This is a genomic window from uncultured Parabacteroides sp. (assembly GCF_905196875.1).
Classification (GTDB): Bacteria; Bacteroidota; Bacteroidia; order Bacteroidales; family Tannerellaceae; genus Parabacteroides.
This window is the reverse complement of record NZ_CAJJWO010000062.1, coordinates 22,171-29,964: the sequence shown is the minus strand read 5'-3', so window position 1 is coordinate 29,964 and position 7,794 is coordinate 22,171. Positions and strand designations below refer to the sequence as shown.

Sequence of the window (7,794 nt, the reverse complement as noted above, 5' to 3'; positions counted from 1 at the left end):
ACTTCCCTGAAATGATCTTACGGATCTCGCTTAGTTTGTTCAGTGCTTCGATCGGAGTAAGGTTGTTTACATCGAGGTTCTTTATTTCGTCGCGTACCTGGCTCAGTACGGGATCATCCAGCTGGAAGAAACTGAGTTGATAACCTTCGGCGGCGGAAGCGATCTCTTTTACAGGTTTGGCTTTTACCTTACCTTTTCCTTTCGCCTTGTCTTTACAGTCGATACCCTCCTGGCGGTTATCCGTTTCCAGCTGTTTCAGTATCTCGTCGGAACGTTTCACGATACTCTTCGGCATTCCTGCCATCTTGGCCACATGGATACCGAAACTATGTTCGCTGCCACCGGGAACCAGTTTACGCAGGAAGATCACCTTATTGGATACCTCTTTCACCGATACATTATAATTCTTGATACGTTTAAATGAACGCTCCATCTCGTTCAACTCATGATAGTGAGTGGCAAAAAGCGTTTTGGCACGGGCATTCGGGTGTTCATGGATATATTCAACAATCGCCCAGGCAATGGAGATACCGTCATAAGTACTTGTACCACGTCCCAGCTCATCGAAAAGAACCAGACTTCGCGACGACATATTATTCAGGATATTCGAAGCTTCGTTCATCTCAACCATGAAAGTCGATTCGCCGACAGAAATATTGTCGGAAGCCCCTACACGGGTAAATATCTTATCCACTATACCGACACGGGCCGCTTCAGCCGGAACAAAACATCCGATCTGAGCCATCAGCGTAATCAATGCAGTCTGGCGCAGTAAAGCCGACTTACCCGCCATATTCGGCCCCGTTATAATTATGATTTGCTGCTTCTCACTATCCAGATACACATCATTGGCGATATAGGGTTCTCCCAACGGCAATTGCTTTTCAATCACCGGATGACGACCCAACTTGATATCGATCACCTCCGAGTCGTCCACCATCGGACGAATATAACGGTTACTTTCAGCCACTTTAGCAAAAGACAGAAGACAATCCAGACGTCCGATCAGATTCGCATCCAACTGAATGGGAGGAATAAATTCAGCCAAACAAATCACCAAATCATTGAACAGGCGACCTTCCAATGCAAAAATCTTCTCTTCCGCACCTAATATTTTCTCTTCGTATTCTTTCAGTTCCTCAGTGATATAACGTTCGGCATTCACCAGTGTCTGTTTACGAATCCATTCTGCCGGCACCTTATCTTTATGGGCATTACGCACTTCGATATAATAACCGAATACGTTATTAAAAGCAATCTTCAGACTGGGGATACCGGTCTTTTCACTTTCACGCTGTTGCACCTTCAACAAATAATCTTTACCGGAGTAAGCAATCGCGCGCAGATCGTCCAATTCGGCATTTACTCCTTGAGCAATAACACCTCCCTTATTCAACAAGGCAGGAGGATCGTTATTAATCTCCTTCTCTATCCTTTCACGAATCTCCAGACAAGCATTCAACTGCTCACCGATACGGCAAAGGCTGGGTTCGTCGCTACCCATGCAAGCATTCTTTATAGGCTCGATGGCACGGAGAGCCACCTTTAACTGTACGACCTCACGCGGCGATACACGTCCCACGGCTACTTTCGAGATGATACGTTCCAAATCGCCAATCTGGTCGATATGTGCATCCAAAAGCTCTTTTACCTCCGGATGACGGAAGAAATAATCCACTACATCCTGTCGTTCCTGTATCGGCTTCGCATCTTTCAGAGGGAAAAGTACCCAACGACGCAACATACGCGAACCCATCGGAGAAACAGTCTTATCGATCACATCCAACAGGCTGGTACCTTCATCGTTCATCGTACCTACCAGTTCCAGGCTACGCACGGTAAATTTATCCAAGCGCACATACCGGTCTTCTTCGATACGAGACAGGGCGGTGATATGCGAAATATGTTTATGTTCTGTCTGATCCAGATAGTAAAGGATTGCTCCCGAAGCAACAATACCCAGTTTCAGATGCTGTACGCCGAAACCTTTCAGGTTCTTCGTCTCAAAATGCTTCAACAGGCGATCGTTGGCTGCCTCGTCGGAGAAAACCCAATCATCCATTTCAAAAGTAAAGAAACGGGGGCCGAACGACTCCTCAAAACGTTTGCGGTTATTGCGTTCGATCAATACTTCTTTTGGAGAGAAGTTATTGAGCAATTTATCGATATAATCGATTGTCCCTTCAGCAGTCAGGAATTCTCCGGTTGAAATATCCAATAGAGAGATACCGCAGACATCTTTACCGAAATGAACGGCTGCAAGGAAGTTATTCTCTTTATGGTTCAGAATATTATCATTGATAGAAACACCCGGTGTAACCAGCTCCGTCACCCCACGCTTCACGAGCTTCTTGGTCATCTTCGGATCTTCCAATTGGTCGCAGATCGCTACACGCTTGCCGGCCCGCACTAATTTGGGAAGATAAGTATCGAGAGCATGATGCGGAAAACCGGCCATTTCGATAAACTGGCCTGGTCCGTTGGCTTTCTTAGTTTGCACAATACCCAGTATTTCGGCTCCTACCACGGCATCCTCGCCATACATTTCGTAAAAGTCTCCTACACGGAATAGAAGGACAGCATCAGGATGTTTCGCTTTAATATCGAAATACTGCTTCATTAAGGGGGTTTCAACTATTTTTGCCACGGGAATATGCTTTTATCATTTATATTAAACCGTACAAAGGTACAATTTTTTGTGAAAGTATGGAGGTAGGAAAAATAACATAGTCCAGCAAGAACTTTGTTAATACTGGTTGCAAATATAGTAAATAATACTTTTCACGCCTTATATCTAAGGTTAATAATCAATGCTTATCTAAAATACAGCAATATTTTAGATCGTATGTAACAATAAAATTATACCAATTAAGTACCAATACGGGAATTACCAGCCATGATATTATCCTCTAAAAACAATGAATTACCCTAATTTTTAAGAACATTTGGAAAGAGGAATAGTTGTAAATCAGAAGATCGGCCAAAGTTCTTGCTGAACTAAATTAAAATATATTCACTATGGCCTGAAATGAACTCAAAAAGCGCAGCATTACCGGCAACCTTGTTGCTAACATGCTGACAGAGCGTGAAGACGACTTCACTTTTAATGTAACTTACGTAGCAAACCGATCGATTGAAGACCTGTGTAAAATCGCAGCAAATGGAAAAAGTAAATTCTCAGCATCCGAATTATTGAGTGCTTATACCGATTTAAAGGAGGTAGCCAAGGAAGAATTATACTCAGCTTCTACCGTAGAATTCGGTTTGGCTAACAACTCGCTGGGAGTAGACGGCCCCTTTATCGGACCGGGTGCTAAACGGTTGGTAACGGAAGTGATGACGATCGTCGGTTACCATTGATGGCTGTCATCAACTCTCTTCGACGAACACCGTCGAGCCTCATCGACGATCATCGTCGAAATATTTAAAAATTATATTAATGAACATGGAAATAAATAATTCACTACATCTATCAATCAAGAGACTACCAATATTAGTGTTTCTCTGTCTTATCTGTGGACTGGTCCATGCAGAAAATACTCCCTGGGAGGGAGGAGTAGCCACAACTATCATCAATGAAGGAGGCAGCAATGGCCAGGATTCTGATAACCCTATCCTGATCGCTACACCCGAAGAACTGGCTTATCTGGCGCAACAGACGAATAGCGGGGGAAAGGAACTAACATTGGATAATGGGGGACCGATAAGTGGTAAAACAAACTTTAGCGGAGTTTATTTCAAACTGACAGATGATATAGACTTAGGGGAACAAGCTTGGACACCTATCGGCAAAGACAATAGTAACTCTTTTCAAGGGACACTGGATGGAAATGATAAGACAATTGGCAACCTGGCTAGTATAACAGATTCGGATTATGCAGGTTTATTCGGATTTATAGAGAACAGTTCCGTACAAAATTTACAGATCGAAATCGGAGAAACAGGGTTGCATACAACTAGTGCAGGATATGTCGGAGCACTGGCAGGATATATAACAAATAGCCAAATAACCAATTGCAGTGTAAAAGGAGGAAATGTAGCAGGCGAGATAGAATATTCTAGCCAGCTGATCGTAGGTGGCTTGATCGGACAAATAATAAGTAGCAATATAACAGGTTGCAATAATATCTTAGACGTGAAAGCAACTCTTACAAGTGCATCAGGTCTTGCAGTCGGAGGTATTGCCGGAGTCAATATACATACGTCTTTCACAAATTGCCACTATTCGGGTTCCGTTATGGCAGTCGATGAACGAGAAGAAGAAACTCCCAACAGTTATGCCGGCGGAATTACCGGTGCAAGCGATTTACCGGCTTTAGGTGGTACTTACCAAACCAGTACAATATCCGAATGTACCGCCCATGTAAATATCTCTGAGGGTGCTTATGCCGGAGGAATTGCGGGATATTTTGCAGAAGGAACAGTAGAAAAGTGCAAGGTCGAAGGTGTTATCTCCACAAAAGAAACTGGAGCTCAGGCAGGTGGTATCATAGGACGCAATTTGTATGGAGGAAAAGTTACAGACTGTTATAATTGGGCTTCTGTCACTGCTTCAGAGGCAGCCGGAGGAATTGTAGGCTATGAATACACCCCCTATCCTTTTACTATATCAAAATGTTGGAGTTCAGGCGATATCACCGCTCGCTACTCAGGGGGCATAGCCGGTTTTGTAGGCCTTGGCTCCATTGAAGAATGCTATTCTTCTGGAAATATAACAAGTATTAAATACCCGAAAGGAAGTTATGCCGGAGGAATTGCTGCATACGCTACATCAGAAACCATCAAAAATTGTTCTTCGGCAGCAAATGTAGTAGCAGAAAAAGAAGAAAATGCACAATCTTTTGCCGGAGGGATTGTAGGAGTAGGTGATAAATATAAAAATCAAGGAACATCCATCCAAAACTGTTATGCCACAGGCAAAATAAGTGCAGACTTTGCAGCCGGAGGAATCGCCGGTTTGAATCAGGGTGATAATGGCAGTATAACCCATTGCGTTGCACTAAACATAAAGGGAATAGGCGGTATTGCTAAAAACGAGTTTTCTCTGAAAACTTCTCCCGAAGTATACTTGGGTCGCATAACGGCAGAAAAACAGGGTACGCTCACCTCGAATTTCTCCAGCCCTCTTATTCCCGGAGATTGGACGGATGAAGCCTCCGGCAAAGATGGCGATGGCCTTACTACCACGAATTTCACGCAAGGCGACGGAAATGCTTTTGATGAATGGGACGACACGGATGTCTGGTCGTTCGACCCTGATGGCATAAATCTACCGATATTAAAAGTATTTGGTGAAAATTCAGCAGGTAAACCGGTACAACCCAACATTCCGAAGTCCGACTTCCTGACTTTTACCGTCAGGTATGATACACCATTGAACGGCACGATAATCGTATCTTCTTCCACCGAAAATTCCATACAATCCGATACACCTGTTGCAGGAGGAACCGAATTAACCATTTCTGCAACACCTGACGAAGGGTATGAGCTGGCCAGTCTCAAAGTAAACGATAATCCTTTTAATTCCGGCGATACTTATACTGTAGTCGGTGATATTAAAATCAGTGCCTCTTTCAAGTCCAAACCAATTCCTGATCCGGTACCTGATCCAGATCCTACGCCTACGGTATTCCACTCCGTCACACTACCAGCCGTAGAAGGTGCAACAACCGATCCGATACCCGGTATTTACGAAGTGGAGGCATGGAGTAGTTTCCGTTTCTATCTTACGCTTGATAAAGAATATGATCTGTCCGAACCTGTTGTAACCACCGATCGTGGTGAAACCATTACTCCCCGAAATAGCGACGGAGCATATATAATAAAATACATTCGCCAGCCGGTTGAAATCTATATAGATAATATCGTTAAGAACCCCGACCCGGTAGCTAATGAAACGATTAAAACCGACCAATCGAAAGTATGGACGGAGGGAGGATGTCTACATATTATATCTGCAACCACCGGACAACTGTATATCTATACGGTTGAGGGCAAACTGCAAAAGAAGCAACCTGTTATAACAGGTGAAACAATAACCATTCCGTTACCGGAAGGATTCTATATAATTCGTATCGGTAATGAACAGTTTAAAGTAATTATATAGAATGAATAAAACGACCTTAATTGAACGGACTAAAAATGGCCAAAACCGATAGAGTTTACTAGTCAGAGGGGATACGTCAAAGTAACATTTGAAACGTATCCCCTTCTCTGTTTATTTCAGAAAAAAAATATAACTTTGCCAGCATGTCTGACAAGAAACATCTTAGATTCATGAAAAAAACTATTTTACTCGCTTCCGGCCTGATTGCGGCCATCCCTTTTGTGCATGCACAGAAAAGCAAAGACAAAAAACCGAATGTCGTATTCATCCTGGCAGATGACCTGGGATACGGCGATTTGAGTTGCTACGGACAGGAAAAGTTCAACACTCCCAACATCGACCAACTGGCGCAAAACGGTATGCGTTTTACCCAATGTTACTCAGGAACAACTGTCAGTGCCCCTTCCCGCTCCTGCCTGTTGACAGGTACACACAGCGGACATACTCCTATCCGTGGAAACAAGGAACTGGATCCGGAAGGACAATTTCCATTGCCTGCCGATGCACGTACTATCTTCCACGTCATGCAAGATGCAGGATACAAGACATCTGCCTTCGGTAAATGGGGATTAGGTTATATCGGTACTACCGGTGATCCTAAAAATCAAGGATGCGAAACATTCTACGGATATAACTGTCAGCTATTGGCACATAGCTATTATCCCGACCATCTGTGGGATAACGACCAACATGTCGAACTGAAAGATAATGTATTGGATGTGGAATATGGAAAAGGAACCTATTCGCAAGACCTGATCCATTCGAAAGCACTCGATTACCTGGATAATCTAAAAGAAGACGAGCCGTTCTTCATGTGGTATCCGACTATTTTACCTCACGCCGAACTGATCGTTCCGGAAGACAGCATCATTAAGAAGTTTCGTGGTATGTATCCGGAAAAAGCTTATAAAGGAACAGAACCGGGTAATCCGGGATTCCGTAAAGGGGGTTACTGCACACAGCTTTATCCGCATGCCACATTCGCAGCGATGATCTATCGCCTGGACGTATATGTGGGACAGATCGTACAGAAACTGAAAGACAAAGGATTATACGATAACACGATCATTATATTCGCCAGCGATAACGGCCCTCACATGGAAGGTGGAGCCGATCCTGATTTCTTCAACAGCAATGGTATCTACCGTGGTTACAAACGTGACCTGTACGAAGGCGGTATCCGCGTGCCGATGATCATTTCATGGCCGGGACATATTCAGCCGGGAACAGAAACGAATTTCATGTGTTCTTTCTGGGATGTATTACCTACTTTCGAAGAGATCATCCATCCGAAAGCGAAACAGAAAGAAATGGACGGCGTAAGTATGCTACCGCTGTTGCAAAACCGCAAAGGACAGAAGGAACATGAATTCCTGTATTTCGAATTCCAGGAAATGAATGGTCGCCAGGCTGTACGCCAGGGTTCATGGAAACTGGTACACATGAATATCCGTGGAGATAAACCATATTATGAACTTTATAACTTAGCAGCCGATCCTTCGGAAAAATATAACCTGTTGGATAAATATCCGGAAAAGGTGGCCGAGCTGAAAGAGATCATGGTACGCGAACATATCGAAGATCCTAACTGGCCGTTGCTGAAAAAATAAAGATCATATCGTTGACTTCAATGAGATGATAGAAGATAAATATAAAAGCAGACTGGATTATTTTATTAATTAATTCGG

General features: G+C 43.6%; 4 protein-coding genes. 3 read left to right on the top strand and 1 reads right to left on the bottom strand.

From position 1 onward, the window contains the following. Positions 1-2,647 (bottom strand): DNA mismatch repair protein MutS (gene mutS, locus QZ076_RS17055; protein WP_293715110.1); only part of this gene is annotated, 2,647 nt, incomplete at its 3' end. A 425-nt stretch (positions 2,648-3,072) separates the two neighbouring features. Here mutS and QZ076_RS17050 point away from each other — a divergent pair. From QZ076_RS17050 to QZ076_RS17040, 3 genes are all read left to right on the top strand, one after another. Continuing rightward, positions 3,073-3,360 carry a hypothetical protein gene (locus QZ076_RS17050; protein WP_293715108.1) on the top strand — a complete coding sequence of 96 codons (288 nt, stop codon included), beginning with the start codon at positions 3,073-3,075 and terminating at the stop codon, positions 3,358-3,360. Positions 3,361-3,439: 79 nt separating this feature from the next. After that, positions 3,440-6,106 carry a T9SS type A sorting domain-containing protein gene (locus tag QZ076_RS17045; RefSeq protein WP_293715106.1) on the top strand — a complete coding sequence of 889 codons (2,667 nt, stop codon included), beginning with the start codon at positions 3,440-3,442 and terminating at the stop codon, positions 6,104-6,106. Between the two features lie 170 nt (positions 6,107-6,276). Then, entirely contained in the window at positions 6,277-7,716 is a 1,440-nt protein-coding gene (locus QZ076_RS17040) for an arylsulfatase (protein ID WP_293715104.1), read from the top strand. Positions 7,717-7,794 lie beyond the last annotated feature (78 nt).